The organism is Bacillus sp. B28, assembly GCF_029536185.1.
Classification (GTDB): Bacteria; Bacillota; Bacilli; order Bacillales; family Bacillaceae; genus Bacillus; species Bacillus halotolerans.
Genome location: NZ_CP120511.1, coordinates 3,527,918 through 3,548,912 on the forward strand (window position 1 = coordinate 3,527,918; position 20,995 = coordinate 3,548,912).

At 42.1% G+C, this 20,995-nt stretch carries 18 protein-coding genes; 3 read left to right on the forward strand and 15 right to left on the reverse strand.

The features are described from left to right. Positions 1 to 46 precede the first annotated feature (46 nt). Both degU and degS read right to left on the reverse strand, forming a co-directional pair. Positions 47 to 736: a two-component system response regulator DegU gene (gene degU / locus P3L57_RS17615; RefSeq protein ID WP_003219701.1), complete on the reverse strand. Its 690-nt coding sequence runs from the start codon at positions 734 to 736 to the stop codon at positions 47 to 49. A gap of 82 nt (positions 737 to 818) precedes the next feature. Beyond that, positions 819 to 1,976, reverse strand: coding sequence for a two-component sensor histidine kinase DegS (degS, locus tag P3L57_RS17620; protein WP_024123030.1), 1,158 nt, complete (start codon positions 1,974 to 1,976; stop codon positions 819 to 821). Positions 1,977 to 2,192: 216 nt separating this feature from the next. Between degS and P3L57_RS17625 the strand changes: the two genes are divergently transcribed. Further along, complete coding sequence (locus P3L57_RS17625) at positions 2,193 to 2,846, forward strand: YigZ family protein (protein WP_044159478.1); 654 nt, start codon at positions 2,193 to 2,195, stop codon at positions 2,844 to 2,846. After that, entirely contained in the window at positions 2,846 to 4,024 is a 1,179-nt protein-coding gene (locus P3L57_RS17630; RefSeq protein ID WP_059292434.1) for an LCP family protein, read from the forward strand. Before P3L57_RS17625 ends, P3L57_RS17630 begins: the two co-directional genes overlap by 1 nt. 71 nt (positions 4,025 to 4,095) lie before the next feature. Here the strand turns inward: P3L57_RS17630 and P3L57_RS17635 are convergent, their stop codons facing one another. From P3L57_RS17635 to P3L57_RS17690, 12 genes are all read right to left on the reverse strand, one after another. Continuing rightward, a complete protein-coding gene (locus P3L57_RS17635) occupies positions 4,096 to 5,172 on the reverse strand; it encodes a glycosyltransferase family 4 protein (RefSeq protein WP_044159481.1) in 1,077 nt (358 codons plus the stop codon). Positions 5,173 to 5,315: 143 nt separating this feature from the next. Next, positions 5,316 to 6,506: a teichuronic acid biosynthesis protein TuaH gene (gene tuaH / locus P3L57_RS17640; RefSeq protein WP_083244510.1), complete on the reverse strand. Its 1,191-nt coding sequence runs from the start codon at positions 6,504 to 6,506 to the stop codon at positions 5,316 to 5,318. A 28-nt stretch (positions 6,507 to 6,534) separates the two neighbouring features. Continuing rightward, entirely contained in the window at positions 6,535 to 7,293 is a 759-nt protein-coding gene (gene tuaG, locus P3L57_RS17645; RefSeq protein WP_044159485.1) for a teichuronic acid biosynthesis protein TuaG, read from the reverse strand. A 23-nt stretch (positions 7,294 to 7,316) separates the two neighbouring features. Then, positions 7,317 to 7,997 carry a teichuronic acid biosynthesis protein TuaF gene (gene tuaF / locus P3L57_RS17650; protein ID WP_069486847.1) on the reverse strand — a complete coding sequence of 227 codons (681 nt, stop codon included), beginning with the start codon at positions 7,995 to 7,997 and terminating at the stop codon, positions 7,317 to 7,319. A gap of 29 nt (positions 7,998 to 8,026) precedes the next feature. Continuing rightward, on the reverse strand, positions 8,027 to 9,493 hold the full coding sequence (tuaE, locus tag P3L57_RS17655; protein ID WP_069486846.1) for a teichuronic acid biosynthesis protein TuaE: 1,467 nt from the start codon (positions 9,491 to 9,493) through the stop codon (positions 8,027 to 8,029). Positions 9,494 to 9,578: 85 nt separating this feature from the next. Then, positions 9,579 to 10,964 carry a UDP-glucose 6-dehydrogenase TuaD gene (gene tuaD, locus P3L57_RS17660; RefSeq protein WP_083244509.1) on the reverse strand — a complete coding sequence of 462 codons (1,386 nt, stop codon included), beginning with the start codon at positions 10,962 to 10,964 and terminating at the stop codon, positions 9,579 to 9,581. 61 nt (positions 10,965 to 11,025) lie between these two features. Further along, complete coding sequence (gene tuaC / locus P3L57_RS17665; RefSeq protein ID WP_069486845.1) at positions 11,026 to 12,195, reverse strand: teichuronic acid biosynthesis protein TuaC; 1,170 nt, start codon at positions 12,193 to 12,195, stop codon at positions 11,026 to 11,028. Next, positions 12,192 to 13,643, reverse strand: coding sequence for a teichuronic acid biosynthesis protein TuaB (tuaB, locus tag P3L57_RS17670; protein WP_069487007.1), 1,452 nt, complete (start codon positions 13,641 to 13,643; stop codon positions 12,192 to 12,194). The genes tuaC and tuaB overlap by 4 nt, the downstream gene beginning before the upstream one ends. A 49-nt stretch (positions 13,644 to 13,692) precedes the next feature. Next, a complete protein-coding gene (locus tag P3L57_RS17675) occupies positions 13,693 to 14,349 on the reverse strand; it encodes a sugar transferase (protein WP_069486844.1) in 657 nt (218 codons plus the stop codon). A gap of 227 nt (positions 14,350 to 14,576) precedes the next feature. Then, positions 14,577 to 16,067 carry an N-acetylmuramoyl-L-alanine amidase LytC gene (lytC, locus tag P3L57_RS17680; protein WP_277617454.1) on the reverse strand — a complete coding sequence of 497 codons (1,491 nt, stop codon included), beginning with the start codon at positions 16,065 to 16,067 and terminating at the stop codon, positions 14,577 to 14,579. Between the two features lie 41 nt (positions 16,068 to 16,108). Next, positions 16,109 to 18,226: a SpoIID/LytB domain-containing protein gene (locus P3L57_RS17685; protein WP_069486842.1), complete on the reverse strand. Its 2,118-nt coding sequence runs from the start codon at positions 18,224 to 18,226 to the stop codon at positions 16,109 to 16,111. Positions 18,227 to 18,249: 23 nt separating this feature from the next. Next, positions 18,250 to 18,558 (reverse strand): tudor domain-containing protein, encoded by a 309-nt coding sequence (locus P3L57_RS17690; RefSeq protein ID WP_044159504.1) that lies wholly within the window; start codon positions 18,556 to 18,558, stop codon positions 18,250 to 18,252. Positions 18,559 to 18,741: 183 nt separating this feature from the next. Here P3L57_RS17690 and tagU point away from each other — a divergent pair, with 183 nt between their 5' ends. Beyond that, complete coding sequence (gene tagU, locus P3L57_RS17695; RefSeq protein ID WP_069486841.1) at positions 18,742 to 19,662, forward strand: polyisoprenyl-teichoic acid--peptidoglycan teichoic acid transferase TagU; 921 nt, start codon at positions 18,742 to 18,744, stop codon at positions 19,660 to 19,662. Between the two features lie 40 nt (positions 19,663 to 19,702). Here tagU and wecB read toward each other — a convergent pair whose 3' ends face one another. Next, positions 19,703 to 20,845 carry a non-hydrolyzing UDP-N-acetylglucosamine 2-epimerase gene (gene wecB / locus P3L57_RS17700; protein ID WP_059335058.1) on the reverse strand — a complete coding sequence of 381 codons (1,143 nt, stop codon included), beginning with the start codon at positions 20,843 to 20,845 and terminating at the stop codon, positions 19,703 to 19,705. Between the last annotated feature and the right edge of the window lie 150 nt (positions 20,846 to 20,995).

The following is a 20,995-nucleotide window of genomic DNA, read 5'->3' on the forward strand; positions in this document are numbered from 1 at the left end:
AAGCCTAAAAAAAGACCTGCCTCAAAAAGGCAAGTCCAATTTCATGCTATCTCATTTCTACCCAACCATTTTTAATGGCGACCACCACGGCTTGCGTCCGGTCGTTTACATTCATTTTTTGTAAGATATTGCTGACATGGTTTTTAACAGTTTTTTCACTGATAAACAATGATTCACCGATGCCGCGGTTGCTTTTTCCGTCTGCAAGCATTTGCAGCACTTCACATTCCCGTCTTGTTAAAATATGTAATGGTCTGCGAATCTCTGGATAGACCTCATGCTGAGGATGAGCAGAAACTCCGCTTGTTGCAAGACGTCGGAATTCGTTTACGAGGTTGTGAGTAACCTTCGGGTGAAGGTAAGAACCGCCCTCGGCAACTACTTTAACCGCTTCAATTAGTGTATCAGCATCCATCTCTTTCAGCAGATAACCTCTTGCACCTGTTTTCAGGGCATGTGTTACATAATTCTCGTCATCGTGAATTGATAGAATAATTACTTTAGATTCAGGATACAGCTCTACAAGCTGCTTTGTAGCTTCCACGCCATTTACGTTCGGCATATTGATATCCATGATCACGACATCAGGATGATAGTGCTCAACGATACGAGCCGCTTCATCTCCGTCGTCTCCTTCCGCTACCACTTCAAAGGTAGGTTCAAAATCCAATATCCGCTTAACACCTTCACGAAATAACTGATGGTCGTCGATAATAACAATGTTTACTTTAGTCACAAGCCACGCCTCCTTGTATTATTGTTCTATATACTCTGGTATTCGGTCAATATGCCTTTTGGCTCTATTTTACAAATCATAGTCAAAGAGATAACGGAACCTTAATCATGATAAATGTCCCAAGACCTATTTTTGAATCTATAGTCATGGTTCCTTCCAATAAATCTACTCTTTCTTTCATTCCAAGCAAGCCGAATGATTTGTTTTTCTTCTCTTTCGCTTCCTTCAGGTCAAATCCTTTGCCGTTATCTTTTATCATTAAAATCACAAAATCCTTTGTAATCTCAACTTTGACTGTAATTTCTTCAGATCCAGAATGCTTTAACGCATTGGATACAGCTTCCTGTGCGAGTCTGAAGAGCGCAACTTCAAACTGAGGCGCGAGTCGTTTGTCCTCCGTATCGCCGATGCACTGAAAATGTATTTTCACCTTACCGTTATATTCTTCGGTTGTATATAGATATTTCCGCAAAGTTGGAATCAGGCCTAGGTCATCAAGGGCCATCGGTCTTAAATCATATATAATCCGTCTCACTTCGTAAAGAGCATTCCGCACATTTTGGCGGAGATTTTTGATTTCCTGGAATCCGTCTTCAGCGCCTCGGTCTCGGAAAATCCGTTCAATTAATTCCGATCTCATCATAACATTTGCCAGCATTTGTGCAGGGCCGTCGTGAATTTCTCTCGAGACTCTTTTTCTCTCTTCTTCCTGCGCTTCAATAATTCTCAAGCCAAAATCCTGTTTTGCCTGCGCATCGGCAAGAAGCAGCCCAACCTCCCGAAGATCCTGATTCAGATAGTTCAGCACGACCGTAATCTGGCTCACTAGTGATTCTGAGCGTTCGATGATTTCCTGAAGGCCTAACAGTCTGCGTTCCAAATCGTCCCGGCGTTCGCGCAATTGCTTTTCACGCTGCTGGATCATTGTCAGTTCGACTTGCAGCTTATGGGCTTTTTCATAAGCATTGCGGATTTCTTCTTCACTGAATCTATGAAAATTGCGGCTGACCTCGGATAAACGGTTTCGCGCATGGCGGGTTTGCACTTCAAGTTTATCACCAAGCTCGATGACTTCATAAACCTGCTGTTTAATTTGTTTCAGTTCTTCGACCAGCTGTTCATACTGCTGGCGTGACTGCTCCCCGATTTGAAAAACCTCATCCTTGCTCCCGTCAACGGTTTTCAGCATCTTCATCAAAATAGAGTCCAGAACTTTGGAATCCATCTTTGTTTTATTCATAATTTCCCTCCGTCACGGTGTTGTCATATATTTTTATTATAAATGTAATTGATCTGCAAATTGTGTCGAATTATAATGAAAGAATGCGTATATTCTAGAAAAAAACAATTTTATGTACCTTCTTACTCTTTATGATAACAAAATACGCACAAAAATTCTAAAGACTGTACGAATTTGTATAGGCGGTCTTTTATGCTTAGCAGGGGGTCAGCAAGCATGCTGCACAGCTATTTTACTGTGAAAGAAGCAGGAGAACACGAGATTGTTATAGAAAAATCGCGTTTTATCTGTCATTTAAGCCGTGTTTCTACCGAACAAGAAGCACAGGAATTTATACAGAAAATAAAGAAACAGCACTGGAACGCAACTCATAATTGCTCAGCTTACGTAATTGGCGAAAACGATCATATCCAAAAAGCCAATGATGACGGAGAACCGAGCGGCACCGCAGGAGTACCTATGCTCGAGGTGCTAAAAAAACGCGGACTTAAGGATACTTGTGCTGTCGTTACGCGTTACTTCGGCGGCATAAAGCTGGGAGCAGGCGGTTTAATCCGCGCTTATGGGAAGTCAGTGTCTGAAGGATTAAACCATATAGGTGTTGTAGAACGGAAGCTTATGAGGGTTATGCATACTTCCGCAGATTATACTTGGCTTGGCAAGATTGAAAATGAATTAAGGGAATCACCTTTTCTATTAAAAGAAATTCATTATGCAGAAAACGTAGAATTCGAAGCATATGTAGAAGAAAAAGAAACACAATCGTTTTCTGAGTGGATGACAGAGTTAACAAATGGAAAAAGTGATATTACAGAGGGAGAGTTGACGTATCTTGAAAAAGCCGTCAATCACATAAAGGAGACTGAATAATGGCTGAACGCGTTAGAGTGCGTGTGCGCAAAAAGAAAAAGAGCAAACGCAGAAAAATTTTAAAAAGGATTATGTTGTTGTTCGTCCTTGCATTATTGGTAGTTGTAGGTCTCGGAGGGTATAAACTATATAAAACCATTAACGCTGCGGATGATTCATACGATGCGCTTTCCCGCGGAGATAAATCAAATCTTCGCAGTAAAGTTGTAGATATGAAGAAAAAACCATTTTCTATTTTATTTATGGGAATTGAAGATTACGCGACAAAAGGACAAAAAGGGAGATCTGACTCTCTTATTGTAGTTACCCTTGATCCGAAAAATAAAACCATGAAAATGCTGAGCATTCCGCGCGATACACGTGTGCAATTAGCAAGTGACACAACCGGCAGCAAAACAAAGATCAATTCCGCTTACAGCAAAGGCGGAAAAGATGAGACTGTTGAAACTGTTGAAAACTTCTTGCAAATCCCAATCGATAAATATGTAACAGTCGATTTTGACGGATTTAAAGATGTTATTAATGAGGTTGGCGGTATTGATGTAGATGTACCTTTCGACTTTGATGAAAAAAGTGATGTGGACGAAAGCAAACGGATTTATTTCAAAAAAGGCGAGATGCATTTAAATGGTGAAGAAGCTCTGGCGTATGCCCGCATGAGAAAACAGGATAAACGCGGAGATTTCGGCCGTAACGACAGACAGAAACAAATTTTAAACGCGTTGATCGATCGGATGTCCAACATAAGCAATATTGCAAAAATTGATAAAATCGCAGAAACAGCCAGTGAAAACGTTGAAACCAATATTCGTATTACTGAAGGCTTAGCCTTACAGCAAATTTACAGCGGCTTTACCAGCAAGAAAATTGATACACTATCAATTACTGGTTCTGATTTGTATTTAGGGCCTAAATTAACATATTATTTTGAACCGGATGCTGCGAATCTGGAAAACGTCAGAAAAACGCTTCAAGAGCATTTAGATTATGATCCTGATACGAGCAGTTCAAGCACTGACAGTTCCAGTACCAATAGCTCAACATCAGACAGCACTGGCAGTTCAAGCACTGACGGAAGCACTGCAACAGACGGCACTACGAGCGGAAGCGGCTACACAAATGACAGCAGCACAAGCTCAAATGGCACAACAAATTCAACAACTGACTCATCATATTGAAAAAAAGCCCGGTCCTTTAACGGATCGGGCTCTTTTACGCAGAAAAAACACCGGCTCATAGAACCGGTGTTTTAATTTCTTTTCACAAGACGTTTATAGAATTTTGTAAATGGCTTAAAACGTTCATTCACGAGTCCCGTTACTTCTGCTATTATTTGCATAAATATGATTAAGATAAAGATAATAAACAGGGAAAGCCAAATTGTAGCGCTTTTCAGCACGATTGCACTGATGCTGAAAATAAATCCAATCAGGTAGATGACAATGACCGACATCCGATGTGAAAGGCCAAAGGCCATCAGCCTATGGTGGATATGTGATTTATCGGGCGCCGAAATCGGCTGTTTGTTTAGTATCCGTCTTATGATTGCAAATGTTGTGTCAAAAATCGGCACGCCTAATATAATAATCGGAATGACAATACTGAACAATGTTACGCTTTTATACAGCCCTAACAATGAGAGAATGGAAATGACATACCCTAAAAACAGTGATCCCGTATCCCCCATAAAGATTTTTGCCGGATGAAAATTGTAGAACAAAAATCCGAGCGTACTTGCGATAACAACTAATGAAAGTGACAGAATGAGTACTTTTCCGCCAGATAGCGCCATAACTGCAATCGTGGACAGGCCGATAACAGAAAGACCTGCTGCAAGGCCATCCAATCCGTCAATCAGGTTCATCGCGTTTGTGATGCCGACAATCCATAATACAGTCAGCGGATATGCCAGCCAGCCCAATTCAAATCGTTCAGCTAAAAAAGGTACTGAGAAAAAGTCCATTTTTAAGCCCGTGCTTACAATCATAATAGCTACGGCTAATTGAATGATAAATTTAACTTTTGCGCTTAATTGATATTTATCGTCAAGAATTCCCAACACAATAATGATAAATGCACCGACTGTGATAGCCGTCATTCTTGTTTCTGTGTATATACCGGATACAAGCACGCCTGTAACCACCCCGATAAATATGGCCAGCCCGCCCATTCGGGGCATGATTTTATCATGTACTTTTCGATTGCCGGGCTGATCAACTGCACCTATTTTAATCGCAATCCTTTTTACGATTGGGGTTATGATTAAAACCGTTAGCAGCGAGACAATAAACGCAACAACAATGCGAATCATGCGTTCGTCAAGCATAAAGAAGTCTCCTTTGGAATTATATGAAGTCTTTATTTATATAGAGAACCGTTCCTTCCATTATACCTTCTCCTTAGTTATTATAACAAGCTTCATCAAAAAGAAACACGTATAATCAAAAAACGCGCATCCCAATTAAAGGACTACGCATGTTTTTGAATCCCTGTATATTTCATGATTTGTTTGAATAAAACATTCCAATCTTGTGTGCGGGCAATGTTTCGCCGCATCTCTTTGTATGTCTCGTCTCCGTCTTTTTCAAGCACTTTCTCGCACGCAGTTATAAAATCATTATGGTCATTGCCTTCCATATATTCGTAAATATACGGCTTTTGCATTTTAGAAGTTGACGGAAGGTTAGAGCCCACGACCGGCTTTCCTGCTGCTAAAAATTCAAATAGCTTAAGCGGGAAAACCGCTTGGTTATAGGACGACTTTTTATAAGGCATAATACCGACATCAATCAGTTCCATAAAGTGCGGAACTTCTTTCGGATCTGCCGGCCCCGTCCATATCACATTGGAAAGCTTCAGAAGCTCCTGAAACGCTGTGTCACCATTGGTGGCGTCCGGGCCGACCCATAAAAATGTCCAATCAGGTTTTCTCAGAGCCGCTTCTTCAATCAATTTAAAATCCAGCTTTGGTTTAATCCCGCCGATAAATCCCAGTACTGCCCCTTCTCTTCCCTGCAAGATGCTTCGATCGGGAACCGCTTTATGTTCAGAAAACAGGTCATATTCAACACCGTTTTCAACGGTATGAACCTTTTCTTGTCCCGCTGTCAGCTTTTTGTCAACTTCATTGTGCAGGTACTCTGATGAACAAGTAATGGAATCGGCACGCTCGATAATTCGCAGCTCCGCTGTTTTGATGACTTTCCGCCTGAACTCGGAAAGCATATTGGAACGTCCGCTGATCGGCGCCGCCCACAAGTCACTGCAATCATAAATCACCTGATCCCAAGGGTACAGTGAAGACAGCAGCGGGAATCCGGGAAACGTGTACCATAAGCAGCAGCGTTCACCTCTGACTGAAGGGGATTTCAGCTCTTCTAATAAAGGTGAGAGCTTATGCTTATAAAACACATCGGTATAGCGTCCGAAGCGAAACATTTTCTTTTGCAGCAAGTCCTTTACGGCAAACTGCCGGATGCCGGATTGAACTTGCTGAAATTCCATCCTTTGGGTGCGCGGAGCCGGGCAGACCCAGATGACTTCCTTTGTTTCTTCCTGAGCAGCTAAAAATTCAGCCAATCGATGCCGTCTGTACCTCAATTGATCTTTTCCCCATTCAGCAGTAGCCACGATGACGTGAATCATTGCTTTTGTTTCCACCTTCATCACCTTTTCTCTCTGTTTGCGGTTATAGTCTTTTTTTCACCGCGTTTTTCGCATATTGAACAAAACACCATGTCGCTTTCATTAAATGGAGCCGTTCGATCTCTCTGTAGACAAACCATGTTTTTTTTGCAGCCTTCCATTTGTTGCTTGAAATCGAATTATTGACAAGCCGGTATTCAGCTAAACACTCATTCATTCCGTAAGCTGTAAAACCCTTTTTTAAAAGAGACAGCCATGTTGCCAAGTCTTGCCTCGTTCTAATATTCGGCATTTGGATCTGTCCCGTCTGTTCCCTGTCAATCATCACCGTTAGACAGCCGATAATGGTATTTTTAAGAGCATCATCATATGTCAGGCTTTCGGGAGCATGAATGAATTTATCCATCGGCACCCCGTCCTGCGACATTAAACTGTAGCCTGTAAAGGAAAACGCACAGGACCGCTCCATCATAAAATTAAGCTGCTTTTTCAGTTTGTCTTTTTTCCATTTGTCATCACTGTCCAAAAAGGCCACATAGCGTCCTTGGGCATGTTCCAGCGCTTTATTTCTTGCTATCGCGGCTCCGCTGTTCTCTTCTAGAAAGATCACATGAATTCTTTCATCTATCTTCTCATACTGCTTTAAAATGTCGCGTGTGCCATCCGTTGAGCAATCGTCCACGATAATCATTTCCCAATGAGGGTGGCTCTGATCTAATACTGAATGAATCGTGTCTTCAATATAGTCACGCGCATTATAAGAAGGTGTAATGACAGATACGAGAGGTTTCCAGTTGGTCATGATCACATCTCCATCGTATGATTTTAAAAGGACTCTCTGAAAAATTCAGGAATGACAACGAACATAAAGGCAATCGTTATGCCGATCAGAACACCCAGAACCGCTTTCTTTTTCGGGGACATTCCTCCGCCTGATGCCTCACTTACGGTTTCAGATTCAACGGCACTGGCCGCTTTCAGATTAAGCTGTGTGTTTTTCAGCTCATACAAAAATCTTTCTTTATCCACCTTGGAATCCTCGCTCACTGTTTCACCTTCCAGCGCGTCTATGCTGCGGCGGATAACGGCTTCTCTTTCCTCAAACAGCTTTTGGTCGTTTTTGAGAAAGGTGGAGGAAACAGCGTTTAACACCGATTCGGTTCTTTCCTGATCCTGGTCGGCATAGCTCAAAGACAGTAAAGACTTAGACTCCGATTTCACGGTGAGCTTCTCTTTGATCTCTGCAAGATCTTCATCTTTTTCGTCAGGAAGCGCCTCTTTCAAAAAAGCATCACTCCTCAGCAGGAGCGGGATCTCTTCTGTACTGTTATAAATGGGATGATCATAGCTCCCCACAGCTAAAGTAACCTCAGCTGTGTAACTCTTTTTATCCGCGATTTGGGACGGCAGTATATACCCCGCCGCACCTAAAATAAGCGGCAATAATATAATCCAGATGATATTTTTCTTTATGCGCCGGGCTAATCTTATCACTATATCCTTCATATAAGTCTCCCTGCTTTTTTGTAGTCTGTTTACCGGTATATGGGCTCAAGCTGCTGTCTGGATCGCCTTAAGACATTCACCGCGGCGATGACGAGCGCCAGAAATACCCAATGGAAAAATAAATTTGAGACAGAGCTTGGGCTGATGCTGGATACCAGGAAACTGACCATAGCTGTGATGAGCCCTTCTGTGATCAGTTTTGACTGATTTTCCATTTTTCTTTCATAAAACCTGTAAAGCACCCACATCAGGTATAAATAAATGGCCAGATAGCCGAGCATGATAAGCAAGCCGAAGTTTGCCAGAATCTCTGCCAGCCAATTGTGCACCTCTGTCACGTTGTCAGTATCATATAAAGCATGATGCTCAAGATAATAAGACACATTGCCTGCGCCCACTCCGAATCCGTATGAGTCAAGGAAGAAGTGCCATGCGTTTTTTAACAGATTGGCTCTGGCCACATTGGACGGAAGTGTCTCTTGGAATGAATGAGACGTCTGAGGAGCCAGGAACAGCTTCCAAAACAATGCGAAAATCCGGCTGGCAAAAAGAGCCGCAAAGACCGCAATTCCTGCTGCCGACAGCCAAATAGCGATTTTTTTCAGAACAGGCGGCAAGACAATAAAAATGTAGACGGCTATTCCCGCAAAAACGCCCAGCAGGCTGGCTCTGGAACCAGTCGCAAAGATTAAATACAACGCACCAAGCGAGAGCACAAGGCCAATTCCCTTTAAGTAACCGTTCTTTATGTTTTTCACCATTGCGATGTAAAAAAAGAAACTGATCGACAAAAATGTCGCAAAATCATTTTGATTAAAGAAGACTGAGGTCGGATAATGCTGCTTATATTCCGGTCCGCTGTACAATGTCGAACTCGGGAGATGATGATGCGTGATATGATTGTAAAAACCGATGATCATCAGAAATACCGTCATCACCAGCCAGATGGAATAAATAATCATCAGACGTTCCATTTTTTGCACATACATCACAATAAGATAAATAAAAAATATCCCCATCGCCAGCAGTGCTAAATATTTCAGACCATCTGTAACTGATTTGGCCCATAGCAGAGAAACAAGGCCGTATATAAACCAAAAAGCGAAAAAGAGCAAAATCCCTTTCACTTGCAGTCCGTTCCACCTTTCAATATGTGTTCGATTCCGCACCACACCGATCACATGGAGGCACCCCGCTGCAATGAGCAGAAGCCTGTAAAGAAACAAACTGAAAAATCCAAGATGAATCGCGAAAAATGCATTATTTAAAAAAGTGCAGGCGATCAAAATATAGATTACAGCCATAAAGAGCCGTTCTTTTGTTGTAAATGCGGTTGCAAGTGTCAGTACAAACAGACCAATTGCCAACACCGCAAGCACGGCAGCCATCTGTATTAAACCTATATCTGTACGGATGGCTCCCAGCAATAGGACGACTCCAAATATGGCAGCGGCCAGTAACGAAAGCGTATGGACCGCTGAACGTTTGATACTCACATGTTTAACCCCTTTCCTGATGTTTCAGGAGCCGGCGGCCGAGCCTAAGCAGCCAGCAGCTTTAACCAAGTAACACTTTTTCTTTTTATAGGTTGACGCTCCCCAAGTCTTTAGCCAATTCCTCGAGCGGCAAGCCCGGAAAATACTTGTCAGAAGGCTCCGCTCCCCGAACAGCAGGACGGCCGATGGAGTGATAAATGTATCCGGCTGCCTGCATCTCTTCAAGTGAAAATAAATTTCTGCCGTCGATGATGATCGGCTGTTTTAAGAGGGTTTTCACTTTAACAAGCTCCATTTCTTTCACTTCCGGCCAATCCGTTAAGATCAGGCATGCATCAGTGTCCTCAATCGCATCATACACATCTGTATAATACTCGACCTGTTCGCCAAGGATCGCTGAAGCTTCAGGAATAGCAATCGGATCGTATGCTTTTACATGTGCGCCCAGCTGCTGCAGCATCGGGATAATATCTAGAGCAGGAGCGGATCTCACATCGTTTGTATTCGGTTTGAAGGCCAATCCGAGCACGGAAATGGTTCTCCCTTTTATGCTTCCCATCACAGTTAAGAGCTTATCTACAATGTGAACGCGCTGCTTTTCATTTGTCTCAATGACGGCTTCTATGAGCTTAAATGGATATCCGGCCGTTTTGGCAATTTGAAGCAGTGCGGTTGTATCCTTAGGAAAGCAGGAGCCGCCAAACCCAATACCCGCTTTCAAGAACTTTCTGCCGATCCGGCTGTCGAGCCCGACGCCGTCAGCAACGTTTGAGACATCCGCGCCGACTCGCTCGCAAATGTTCGCGATATCGTTAATAAACGAAATCTTTGTAGCCAAAAATGCATTTGCAGCATATTTAATCATCTCTGCACTTTCTAAATTCGTTTTAATAACAGGGGCATGAAAAGGCTGATGCAATTCCTCTATGATGGAAGCGGCTTTATGACTGGTAGATCCTATGACGGCACGCTCCATATTCATCGTGTCATGAATCGCTGAGCCCTCCCGAAGAAATTCAGGGTTGGATACAACATCAAAGGAGCATCTTCCCTTCGAAGCTTTTTGAACGATAGATTGAACCAGTTTTCCGGTACCGACTGGGACTGTGCTTTTATTGACAATGATTTTGTAGCCGGTGAGATGTTCACCGATCGTTTTCGCAGCCGCTTTGACGTACGTTAAATCAGCTTCGCCTGTTTTAGACATCGGGGTTCCGACTGCAATATAAATAATGTCTGAAGCCCGAATGGCAGACGGAATATCGTTAGTAAAAGACAGACGCTGTTCTAACACATTTTTTTCAACTAAATCTGCAAGCCCTGGTTCATAGATTGGGATTACTCCGTTTTTCAGACTTCTGATTTTTGATTCGTTGATATCACAGCAAATCACTTTATTTCCGATTTCCGCAAAGCAGGTGCCTGATACGAGTCCTACATATCCTGTTCCAATGACAGCAATTTTTTTCACAGCCCTCATCCCTCTCCTGTAAATTCATCTTCCTATTTATATTGGTCGCAGTTACTTACGATTAAACAGGTGTTTTCAGAACCATCTGATACTGATCATGCAGCGCCCTGGCATTTTTCCCGGCGTCATATTGAGTGTGAATGATTTGATATAATTCATCCGCCACTTCCGGCTGCCATATTTGATCTTTTACGTATAAAGAGATCGTGTTTGCTAAGGCTTGAGCTGATTTCGGTTCAATCAGCAAATGCCGGTGCTTTCCGAATAATGAAGCCACTCCACCGACATCTGTACAGATGACAGGAACCCGCAGTGCCAGCGCCTCGATCACAACTGTCGGCATTCCTTCGCTATAAGAAGGGAGCACAAACATATCTGCGGCGAGCAAATACTCTCTCACCCTGTGATTCGGCACTTGGCCTGTTACAATATGTCCCTTTTGCATCAGCAAAGATTTTGCGGGACCGTCTCCGACAAAAACGGCTCGAGGCGCTTCGTCCATCATCTCAATGGCATCTGACAATTCAAAAATGCCTTTTTCCTTAACGAGCCTGCCCACATAGACAGCAAGGCGCTGGTCAAGCGGGAGCCCGAGGTTTTTTCTGATTTCTTCTTTTGTCTGCTCATTTTCCTGAAAACGGCTGAGCTGTATGCCGATCGGCAAAACCGTACTGTCAAAGCCAGAAAGTTTTTTGGTTTCTTCCTGAAGCTTTTCGCTGACTGCAAGAACTGCAGATGCGGAACCAACCGCAGTTTTGAAGGCTTTAAACGCGCCTTTGCTGTAGTGAGGATAGACATTCACATCACTGCCATGCAAAGTCAAAATATACGGAATCCCGATTGTCTTTGACACGACTGCCGCAGCCCCGCCCGACGGCATAGCAAAGTGCGCATGGATCAGATCAGGGTTTAAGTCATGCTGTTTAATGGTTTTTAAAACAGCTGCCCCAATACGCCGGTGTGGCTGAGCCCATTTCAGCTGGCCGGGAACAGCGGGATAGAAAGGCCGGTAAACCGGGATTCCTTTCCGTATCTCATATTCTGGTCTGGCATCCTTTTTTCGGTATGCCTTTTTCAGCATACGGACAGGCGCAGGGTGAAAAGGTCTTGGGCATATCACGGTGATATCCAGCCCGAGCTTCAGCAGCTCTTGCACCTGTGTTTCATGAAACACACCCTCGCCGGGTTTCAGACTGCTTGGATATACGCTTGTGATCCACAAAATCTTCATGACAAACGTCCTTTTCTTAGTAGTTTGCTTTTCATCTGGGGGTACGCTTTACCCAAAAGAAAGAGATAGCAGAGCGACCCGGCCGCCACCGAAATTACCAGCCTCATTTCCGCCTGCATGCTGAAGCGTTCTGTTCCTAAACTCGCGCCGAACGCGATAACGGCCATACCCGCTGTGATCAGAAACGGCTTCATAACGGCTTTAAAATAAGCTGAAAGATTGAGCTTAATGACATATGCCAGCAGCCAGCGACCGATTAGAAAGTTGCAAACGCTGATGACGGCATATATCCAAGCGACAGTCAGAAGATTGCCCGTCTGAACAGCTGCAAACAGCGACAAACCATACAGCAGCATGACGCCGGAGTCCCAATAAAAAGCCAAATCCGCTCTTCCTTTAGCAAGAAGCACAGAACCATTCGGATTCATCAGCACCCTGAGTATCCCGACGATGGCAAGAACATTCAGAACAGGGACAGCAGCAAGCCATTTTTCTCCGAAAACAGCTGCGATAAAGGCGTCTGACACGGATACGAGCCCAATTAACAGCGGGAAAGATACAAGCGCAAGCATTTTTGTCATATTCAGAAAGCCTTCTCTGATCACGCTGTTTTCGTATTTGTTTTTGGCGAAAATGGGAAACGCGACCCGTGTCACAATCGGATTAATTTTCAAAACCGGAATGGTGACAATCTGGTAGGCAAGATTATAAATGCCCAGCGCTTCGGCACCGATAAACCGGCCGATTAAGATCATATCGATGTTCGCTCCCAGCCTGTTCACAAGACGGGATGAAAGCTGAAAGGCTCCAAAGGAGAAGAACTCCTTCATTCCCCTTAGATCAAAAACAAAGGATGGACGCCATTTTTTTTGGTATACAGCCCAGAATAAAATCCCTTTACTGGACTGCAGCAGCACCTGAGAAATCACGTACGCCAAAATCGCATCTGTCATAAAAACCGCTATCGCTAAATATCCGAAGGACAATACATTTGAAAAAATCTCTATTTTGCTTAACGTATTAAATTGCAGCTCCTTCTGCAGCATATACTGGTACTGCTGTCCGATCGGAGCTACCAAAAACATAATCCCCAAAATCCTGATGAGAAACACAAGCTCTTCTCTTTGATAAAATCCCGCAATGACGGGACTGCACACATATAAAAGCACAAACAGCAAAATGCCGGTCATAATGTTCAGCCAATACAATGTTGACAGCTGGCGCTCCGTGGCGTCATCTCTTTGAATTAACGCGGCGCCAAAACCCATATCAAGCACAATCTGGGCGAATATTGTAACCGTTGTAATCATGCCGACGAGTCCAAATTCCGTTAAGGTCATCATATTTCCAAGCAAGGCAAACTGAACGATTTGAATGATTGTAATACAGATTGTTGAAACACTTGTCCACTTTGCGCCGCTCATGATTTGTTTTGTAATACTTGGCATCATATTCCCTACTTCTTTTTAAGCTCAGTTTGATGGCGAATGCAGATGTTTATCTTGCACCATCACCTGTCAAGACTACTTTACAAGTTTTTAACATAATTTTTAATTCCAACATGAAAGTCAGATTGCGAATGTAATATAAATCAAATATAAGCTTTTCCTTCGGCGTCATGTCATAACCGCCGTTCACCTGCGCCCAGCCGCTCAATCCCGGTTTGACAGCCAGACGCTGTGTAAACCCCGGAATCTCATTCTGGAACTTTTCCGTAAACACTGGACGTTCCGGGCGAGGTCCAATCATGCTCATATCGCCTTTCAGCACATTAAACAGCTGAGGAAGCTCGTCAATTCGCGTTCTTCTGATAAATGCTCCAATTCGTGTCACCCGCGGATCCTGCTTCTGCGCCCAAACCGCCCCAGACTTCTCGGCATCTATTTTCATGGAACGAAGCTTATAAAGCTTAAAAGGTTTCCCGCCTTTTCCTACACGCTCCTGCGTATAGATGGCAGGCCCCGGCGTCTCCAAACAAATCAATATTGAAAATACCGCAATCATTGGCAGCACAACCACCAATCCAATCAGCGCAAACCAAATATCCATCACGCGCTTTACTGCCAAATAACGAGCCGTTTTTTCAGATAATGCAAATGATGCTTGCTGCACTGAGAATTCGCGACTCACATTCATGCTTTTTTCTGCACCCACTGACACACACCTCACGATTTGTTTGGGATGTTATGATGACCTATGCCAGTCAGTTTAGCAGACGGATGTTAATTGGTTGTAAATGGATTGTTAAGAAGTGTGAATTACGTGTCTTTTCTGATAAATTATATTAATGTTCTTTATCATTTTATGTACAAGCCCTTGTTTTAATCATGTAAACGATAAAAAAAGAGACAAATCTGTTATTTAGATTTGTCTCTTCATTTTTATCTATAATATGAAACTGTACCATCATGAATAGCTTGGGCAGCTTTATCTTTATAAACTGCTTGTTTCAGTTTACTTGCGTCGGCTGCATTTGTGATGAAAGCAGTCTCAACTAAAACGCTTGGCATTTTAGAATATTTCATAACATAGAATCCTGCTTGCTTGACTCCACGGTCTCTTGTCCCGAGATTAGCTGCAAGTTTCGGCTGAATTTGAGCTGCTAATCGTTTGCTTTTTGCTGCCTGATATGTTGTGTCATAATAGGTCTCACTGCCATTTGGAGATGAGCTATCATTGGCATTCGCATGAATACTGATGAACAAATCAGCTTGGGCAGAGGCTGCCTTACTTACTCTTTCCTGTAAAGAATAAAACGTATCATTAGATCTCGACATTACCGGAAGAGCACCAGAAGCATTTAGCTTCGTATTGACTCTTTTCGCTATATCAAGGTTTACCTCTTTCTCAAGCAGTCCATTTCCTACTGCTCCCGAGTCTTGATCTCCATGGCCTGGATCAATAAAAATTGTTTCACCTACAACAGGATTCTTTAGCTGATTAGCTACTTTAGTGCTTATAGCTGGAGTATTTCCGATAATCGTAAAGTTTGACATGTTTTTGCTGCCGATAATTTTTCGTGCGCCGCCAGATAAATTTTCACCATTAGTCAAAATAAGAGATTGCTTGTTCTTTGCTGCCAGAGTGGCTCCTGCGATTGAATCTGGATAGCTAAAACCATTACTTACATATACTGTGCTCGTTGACAGGTTTAGTTTTTGTACAATATTAGCAGCAAGCTCGTACCTGTTTGAACCGCTAATTCTTGTAGGAGAAGGCAACTTGTTATACACCGTATTATTAATACTTCCGGTACCTCCTGCAACCACAGTACTTGTAATTCTCTTATCTTTCATCACTGCTGTTGTCGCACTATTTATAGAGGTTTTGTTTGTAAACAGAATAGGATACCCATTTTTAGCTGCATAAGGGATGATCCCTGGAGCATCAGCATATAAAAACCCATTTAAAATGACAGCTTTTGAGGTTGCGTTCATTGCTCTTGCGACCCGTGCAGCTGTATCATAGCGATTACTTCCAGCAATTCGTTTAATACTGATGCCTAAGCTTTTGATCTGATTGGCAGTATTAGAGGAAACAGCTGGTGTACCACCTACAATAATCACATTTTTTGTTCGCATTTCTTTTAGCCTTGTTTTCGTCTCAGAAGAGAGCTTATCAGCATTTGTGTAAAGCAGCGGTGCATTCTTCTGATAAGCAAGAGGTGCCGCTGAAATGGCATCTGCGTATGAACTTCCGCCAACAATAACCGCTGTACTCGCTGTTGAGTACATCTGCTTTGATATTTGAACTGCAGTCCCGTACCTATTACTTCCTCCGACTCTTTTAACCGAATTATCGGCCAATGCTGTTGGTACAAAAAGAATGAGTCCCAGAAAACACATTGTTAGGACTTTTATATAAGAACGCAATTACTTTTCCTCCTTAAATGGCCTTTAGCACCTTAAAATAATTAATAACTTGTCAGAGTTGTCCCAGGATAGTAAAATTTCAAAATTGAACTATATGAATCTCCTGCTTCTGCTCTTGCCTTAGCTCCATATTGACTCATTCCGATGCCGTGACCGTAACCTTTGCCGCTGATTGTGTACTTTGAATTGTCTTTTTTTACAGTCACATAAGTACTTTTAAAACCAGTTGCACCAATCATTGTTCTTAGCTGAGTTGTCGGAACAGTGATGGTTGTAATTTTACTTAGATTGTAGGAGCCAGTACTGCTTTTAACAAAATACTTAACTTTCATAGATGCTGTTTTTGCACGTTGCCCCTGTGTTGTACCGCTAAAGCTCAAATCTTCTATACTCGCAATTTTTACAGAAGATGCTCCTGTTTCTTTATTTTTCAAGATCCAATTTTTAACTCCGGATAACCTCGCAGCATCAGTTTCAGTTGCTGAAGACCACCAAGAAGATGGCTTATTTAAGTCAAGCGAATTCGTGTCAAGCTGTTGTTTTGAGAGTGTAAGCGTCCAGCCTATTTGAGGATCCTTAGAATCTTTCTTCGCAATTAAGTAAGGTACACTTGATGACCAGACTTCGTTGCTCGCTTCTGTATAACCGCCATTGCTTGAAGAATAAGTTGCTGTTATAAGAGATCCGTTATATTTCAGAACTTTTCCTTTTGTCTGCTCAACCGCTTTATTGGTGTTTGAATTCCAACTATATCCTCCATAAACTTGAAAAGCTGTTGTATCAGGTACAGTAGTTCCCGTTTTTGTTATGGAGTAGGTTCTCGCAGCCACAGTCTGTGCTTTTAGGGCTTCAAGTGACCAGCTGGCAGGCATTTCATTTGGAATAACCCCTTTTAAATAATCCTCAAATGGAATATTTTCGTTAACCGGTCTGATATATTTAGTAGATTCAATAGAGAAATTAACCGTTCCAAGATACTGATTTCCGTTAAGACTTATTCTGTTAGAAGTCGAGTATTTTTCAGGTTTAATCCTCAGAGAGTTACTATATGTTTTTATATTTTCGAGATTTAATTTCCCATTGTTGATTTTCAGAGTATAGTTGCTTCCGCCGGCTAAATAAAATTCATCAGCAAGTGAATTCTCGACTTCTGCAGAAATTGAACTGGTGCTTCCAATAAAGTCGTATGCATATGTGGCTTTTTCTTTTGTTATGCTTTTAGCTGCCGCAGGAACACTATCTTGTTTAATAAATAAAATTTGGCTGTTTTTCTTCGCAGCAAGCGAAGCACCTACTAATACGTCTGCGTACTTTGTTCCGTTCGTCATTACGACTTTATCAGCCTTCAACTTTAATTGTTTAATAATATTTGCTGTGAGTTCATATCTGGTTGATCCAGGTATCCTCTGTACAGTTGAAGTTTTTTTTATTTCATTTTCTACACTGTCACTGACACTAAATGAACTGCCGATTATAATCACTTGTTTTGGCAAATCATAATCCGGAAGTTTATCCTTCTCAGTAAGCAAAATAGGGTATCCCTGTGCCGCAGCATAAGGAGCTATGGCTAACGCATCTTGAAATACCTTTCCGGTTACAACGATAGCTTTATCATAGCTGCCCATCTGTTTAGCGATATTCTCAGATAATACATATCTATTTTTTCCACTTATCCTTTTAACTGAGCCATATGATTTCAGCTTGTTTTCTACATCTTTTGAAATGCTGCGTGCTCCCCCAATGACTAAAATATTGTCCGGGTTAAATTTAGCAATTTGTCTTTCAGTAGTTTTTGTTAACGTATCAGGCTGAGTAAATAAGATTGGTGCATCTAGTTTTTTTGCTAATGGGATAACAGGCAATGCATCAATAAAAATATCCCGGTTTACCAAAATAACTGTATTAGGATTTTTCCACTGACTGCCGGATGCAAGAGTAGCGGTTTCGTATCTTGATGCCCCTGCAAAACGATCCGTTACAGCAACATTATCTCCAGTTACTTTATAAAATCCTGTTGGGGATAGACTGATACTAGATTTATTACCAATATAATTTGACAATTTGACTGAAATGTTTGAGTCTGCTGCAAAAGTAACTGATGGTATAAATAGTAAGATTGCAGCAAGTGAACATACGATCAAGCGTTTGCAAAAATTCAAGATTTCAGGTTCCTCCTCATATCTTAGTTGGTACGTTTAATATCTTTTAATAGAAGTTGACCCTCGCCATTTTCTTCATATTTCACCGTAACTTTATCGCCATTATTGAATTTTTCAAGCTCACTTGTTGATTCTTCAGTAATATCAAGAACAACTGGCTCGTTATCCACAGTTACTTCAATTGTGTGGGTATCTGCTAAACCTACATAAACACCCTCTGCTGTTTCGATGTTACTGTCTGTTGACACATCTTCACCTTGGCTCTTTTGATTATCAGCCCCGCAACCTGCAAGGAGCAGTATAAAGAACATTAAACCAATCAATTTTTTCATTTTTTTCACCTCATTATGTTTTATCGTCAGTTATTTAATATTTTAAAGAAAAATTAAGAAACAGTGAAACTTTTTTTTATAAAAATCGACTATTATAGGATTTTGTTTCTTCTATTAAAAAGAGTTGTATTTACTGGAAATTTCAATCATAATCAAATTAACTGAACAGATGGGGTGCAAAGAATGAGAAGTAAACGCAGAAAAAAGAAAAAAACCTTATTACTGACGATATTAATTATTATTGGAATCCTTGTGTTAGGGACAGGCGGTTACGCATACTACTTATGGCATAAAGCCGCTTCAACCGTGGCAAGTATTCATGAAAGTATTGATAAATCCAAAAAGAGAGATACAGAGGTTAATATCAATAAAAAAGACCCGTTTTCTGTTTTAATTATGGGGGTGGATGAACGTTCAGGCGATAAAGGACGCGCCGATACGCTCATTTATATGACCGTTAACCCAAAAACGAACACCACAGATATGGTCAGTATTCCCCGTGATACGTATACAAAAATTATCGGAAAAGGCACGATGGATAAAATCAACCATTCGTACGCATATGGCGGTACACAAATGACAGTTGACACGGTTGAAAACTTCCTCGATGTTCCGGTCGATTATTTTGTAAAAGTCAATATGGAAAGCTTTAGAGACGTGGTTGATACTCTCGGCGGCATCACAGTTAACAGCACATTTGCGTTCAGCTATGACGGTTATTCATTCGGTAAAGGAGAAATCACACTGAACGGAAAAGAAGCATTAGCGTATACACGAATGAGAAAAGAAGATCCAAGAGGAGATTTCGGACGTCAGGACCGTCAGCGCCAAGTGATCGAAGGAATCATTAACAAAGGGGCAAATATTTCTTCTGTTACAAAGTTTGGAGATATGTTTAAGGTCGTTGAAAATAATGTGAAAACCAATTTGACGTTTGATAATATGTGGGATATCCAGTCCGATTACAAAGGCGCCCGAAAGCATATCAAGCAGCACGAACTGAAAGGCGAAGGCACAAGAATCAATGACGTCTATTACTATAAAGCAGATGAGAGCAAGCTAGCTGACATCACAAATGAACTGAAAGAAAGCTTAGAAAGCTAAAACCAAAAGAAGCTTCGCACCTATGTGCAAAGCTTCTTTTTTATTTACCCGTAAAAGAGTCCGGATGTTCCTTCCGATATCCGTAGTGAAACAGCAATTCCTCTACAATCCGGCGGGAGGCCTGTCCATCACCATACGGATTTGAAGCATAGGACATTTTCTGATACTCATCGGCGTCAGTTAAGAGCTCTTTTGCAAGCTGATAAATGTTCTCCTCATTTGTCCCCGCAAGTTTAAGCGTCCCTGCTTCCACTCCTTCAGGGCGCTCCGTCGTATCACGAAGCACAAGAACTGGTTTCCCGAGCGATGGCGCTTCTTCCTGCACTCCGCCGGAATCAGTCAAAATGAAATGGGATTTTGCCGCAAAGTTATGGAAGTCAATCACTTCTAAAGGCTCAATCAGATGCACTCTGTCCGAGTCGCCAAAATGCTTCTGAGCCGCTTCCCGGACAACAGGGTTAAGGTGCACAGGGTAAACGACCTGGACATCATTATATTCCTCTACAATTCTGCGGATGGCCTTAAACATGTTTTCCATCGGCTCGCCTAAGTTTTCACGGCGATGAGCAGTCAGCAAAATCATCTTATCCTCACCAACCTGGTCAAGGACAGGGTGTGAATAACCTTCCCTAACTGTTGTGCGAAGCGCGTCAATCGCTGTATTGCCCGTTACAAAAATAGAATCGGCCTTTTTGTTTTCTTTTAACAAATTGTCTCTTGCCTGTCCTGTCGGTGCAAAATGCAAATCAGCAATAGCACCGGTCATTTGGCGGTTGAGCTCTTCAGGAAACGGAGAATATTTATTGCCTGTGCGAAGACCGGCCTCCACATGCCCGACAGCAATTTGATGATAAAACGCGGCAAGGCTTCCGGCAAATGTCGTCGTCGTATCACCGTGGACAAGCACAATATCAGGCTTGATGTCTTTAAACAGCTCGTCCAATTTCACAAGCGCATTGGACGTAATTTCTGCCAGCGTCTGCCGCTCCTTCATAATGTTCAAATCGAAATCAGGCTTAATCCGAAACGCTTCAAGCACCTGATCCAGCATTTGTCTGTGCTGGGCAGTCACCGTTACATAGGACTCTATTTCAGGGTATTTTTTTAATTCAAGCACGAGCGGCGCCATCTTTATCGCTTCCGGCCTGGTTCCGAAGACGGTCATGACTTTTAGTTTTTTCATAATTGTCACCTGGTTTCTGCAAAAATAAAATCATACCCCTTATTCTACATGAATTTGTTTCATTTTAAATCATTTCCTATTCACTTATTCATGGTCAAGTGAACTTTATTGCTAGGGAACTTAAGGATAAAACTTGTTTAAAATTGGTTT

Excerpts from the sequence above, each read along its gene's own strand:
- degS (WP_024123030.1), bottom strand. The coding sequence starts at position 1,976 with ATGAATAAAACAAAGATGGATTCCAAAGTTCTGGACTCTATTTTGATG.
- P3L57_RS17625 (WP_044159478.1), top strand. The coding sequence starts at position 2,193 with ATGCTGCACAGCTATTTTACTGTGAAAGAAGCAGGAGAACACGAGATT.
- P3L57_RS17630 (WP_059292434.1), top strand. The coding sequence starts at position 2,846 with ATGGCTGAACGCGTTAGAGTGCGTGTGCGCAAAAAGAAAAAGAGCAAA.
- P3L57_RS17635 (WP_044159481.1), bottom strand. The coding sequence starts at position 5,172 with ATGCTTGACGAACGCATGATTCGCATTGTTGTTGCGTTTATTGTCTCG.
- tuaG (WP_044159485.1), bottom strand. The coding sequence starts at position 7,293 with ATGACCAACTGGAAACCTCTCGTATCTGTCATTACACCTTCTTATAAT.
- tuaF (WP_069486847.1), bottom strand. The coding sequence starts at position 7,997 with ATGAAGGATATAGTGATAAGATTAGCCCGGCGCATAAAGAAAAATATC.
- tuaC (WP_069486845.1), bottom strand. The coding sequence starts at position 12,195 with ATGAAGATTTTGTGGATCACAAGCGTATATCCAAGCAGTCTGAAACCC.
- tuaB (WP_069487007.1), bottom strand. The coding sequence starts at position 13,643 with ATGCCAAGTATTACAAAACAAATCATGAGCGGCGCAAAGTGGACAAGT.
- P3L57_RS17690 (WP_044159504.1), bottom strand. The coding sequence starts at position 18,558 with ATGAAAAAATTGATTGGTTTAATGTTCTTTATACTGCTCCTTGCAGGT.
- tagU (WP_069486841.1), top strand. The coding sequence starts at position 18,742 with ATGAGAAGTAAACGCAGAAAAAAGAAAAAAACCTTATTACTGACGATA.
- wecB (WP_059335058.1), bottom strand. The coding sequence starts at position 20,845 with ATGAAAAAACTAAAAGTCATGACCGTCTTCGGAACCAGGCCGGAAGCG.